Source organism: Streptomyces alkaliphilus (genome assembly GCF_014141535.1).
GTDB lineage: Bacteria > Actinomycetota > Actinomycetes > Streptomycetales > Streptomycetaceae > Streptomyces > Streptomyces alkaliphilus.
Genome location: NZ_VKHT01000862.1, coordinates 1 through 2,155, shown reverse-complemented (window position 1 = coordinate 2,155; position 2,155 = coordinate 1). Strand labels below are relative to the sequence as shown.

At 70.9% G+C, this 2,155-nt stretch carries 2 protein-coding genes and 1 riboswitch; of the genes, one reads left to right on the top strand and one right to left on the bottom strand.

All coding sequences use genetic code 11. From position 1 onward, the window contains the following. Positions 1 to 57 precede the first annotated feature (57 nt). The gene (gene thrC, locus FNQ90_RS20565) at positions 58 to 1,350 is read right to left on the bottom strand and encodes a threonine synthase (RefSeq protein ID WP_228471436.1); all 1,293 of its coding nucleotides are present in this window, start codon (positions 1,348 to 1,350) and stop codon (positions 58 to 60) included. Positions 1,351 to 1,367: 17 nt separating this feature from the next. Further along, a riboswitch (SAM riboswitch) is annotated at positions 1,368 to 1,509 on the bottom strand. A 123-nt stretch (positions 1,510 to 1,632) separates the two neighbouring features. On the opposite strand from thrC, the gene FNQ90_RS20560 reads away from it, so the two are divergent. Next, a partial coding sequence (locus FNQ90_RS20560; protein WP_182607718.1) for a glycosyltransferase occupies positions 1,633 to 2,155 on the top strand: 523 nt, incomplete at its 3' end.

Sequence of the window (2,155 nt, the reverse complement as noted above, 5' to 3'; positions counted from 1 at the left end):
GACGGGTGGGACCGGGTGCGCGGGGCCGGACGGCCCCCGCGCACCCGGTCGACGGACTCAGACGAGCCCGGCCTCCCGGAAGGCGTCCAGATCGGGGCGGATGATCGCGGTCGGGCCCGTGGTCGGCGCCACCGCGTCCAGCGTCTTGAGGCCGTCACCGGTGTTGAGCACCACGGTGGTCAGCGTCGGATCCAGCACACCGGCCTCGATCAGCTTGCGGGTCACGCCGACCGTCACCCCGCCCGCCGTCTCGGCGAAGATCCCCTCCGTGCGGGCCAGCAGCTTGATGGCGTCCACCACCTGCGCGTCGGTGACGTCCTCCACCGCGCCGCCGGTGCGCCGGGCGATGTCCAGCACGTACGGGCCGTCCGCCGGGTTGCCGATCGCCAACGACTTGGCGATGGTGTCCGGCTTCACCGGGCGGATCACGTCGTGGCCGTCCTTGAAGGCCCTCGAGACAGGGGAGCACCCCTCCGCCTGGGCGCCGAAGATCCGGTACGGCCGGTCCTCGACCAGACCGAGGGAGATCAGCTCCCGGATCCCCTTGTCGATCTTGGTGAGCTGGGAGCCCGACGCGATCGGCACCACCAGCTGGTCGGGGATGCGCCAGCCGAGCTGCTCGCAGATCTCGAACGCCAGGGTCTTGGACCCCTCCGCGTAGTACGGGCGCAGGTTGACGTTGACGAAGCCCCAACCCTCACCGGCCGGGTCGCCGATCAATTCGCTGCAGAAGCGGTTGACGTCGTCGTAGCTGCCCTCGATGCCGACCAGGTCGCCCCCGTACACGGCGGCCATCACGACCTTGCCCTGCTCCAGGTCGTGCGGGATGAACACGCACGAGCGCAGGCCGGCCCGGGCCGCCGCGGCGCCGACCGCGCCCGCGAGGTTGCCGGTGGAGGAACAGGACAGGGTGGTGAACCCGAAGGCGCGTGCCGCCTCCAGCGCGTTCGCCACCACCCGGTCCTTGAAGGAGTGCGTGGGGTTGCCGGAGTCGTCCTTCACCCACAGCCCGCCGGTCACGCCCAGCTCGGCCGCCAGCCGGTCCGCCCGCACCAGCGGGGTCCAGCCCGGGTTCAGGTTCGGCTTGGTCGCCACGTCCGCCGGGACGGGCAGCAGTTCCGAGTAGCGCCAGATACTCGCCGGGCCCGCCTCGATCCGGGAGCGCAGGCCCTCGGGATCGCCGGTCGGGAGGTCGTAGGCGATCTCCAACGGGCCGAAACACTCCGCACAGGCGAAAATCGGACCCAGCGGGTAGCGCTGCCCACACTCGCGGCAGGAGAGAGCCGAAGCCGGACCGAGGTCGACGGAGACGGCGGAAGCGGAGGTGGTGGGTGCGGAAAGCACAGACATGGGAGCGAGGCCCTCTCTCCTCATCTTCCCCGCGACGACCCTCGCCGCGGGACGGAATTGGCACCATCCCCACCGGGGACCTCGCATCGGAATCGCGAGACCGGCGGGAGGGTTGCCGGGGCTTCAACGGGCCGTTCCCTCTGCCCCTCTGGATGAGCTGTATGTGATTGTCAAGCGGAGACCCCCGATATGCGGAGGTCATCTTCGCCGCTCAAGACTGTAACCGACGGCCCGCACAATGACTCGGTCCGTCCAGTCCCCGAGACACCGAGGAGCGACATCGTGCTGGAAGAGGCAACGGAGTGGCTGAGCCGCCGGTCCTGGACCGCCGCCGACCGCCCGCTGTCACGGCTGGTGGCCGCCAAGCGCAAGGCGGGCCCGGCCGGCAGCGTCAGCGTCGTGCTCCCCGCGCTGAACGAGGAGGCGACCGTCGGTGAGATCGTCGAGACGATCCGCCGCGACCTCATGATCGACGCGCCGCTGGTCGACGAACTGCTGGTGATGGACTCGGGCTCCACCGACCGCACGGCCGAGGTGGCCGCCGCGGCCGGGGCCAAGGTCGTGCACCGGGACGAGATCCTGCCCCGGCTGCCCGCCCTGCCCGGCAAGGGCGAGGTGCTCTGGCGCTCGCTGTTCGCCGCGAGCGGCGAGATCATCTGCTTCGTGGACGCCGACCTCAAGGAGTTCGACTCCACCTTCGCCTCCGGCATCATCGGGCCCCTGCTCACCGATCCCGACGTGCACCTGGTCAAGGCCATGTACGACCGGCCGCTGGGCACCGAGGCGTCGGGGGCGGGGCAGGGCG

What these genes read in the sequence shown, in the direction of transcription:
- thrC (WP_228471436.1), bottom strand. Translation starts at nt 1,350, where the DNA reads ATGTCTGTGCTTTCCGCACCCACCACCTCCGCTTCCGCCGTCTCCGTC.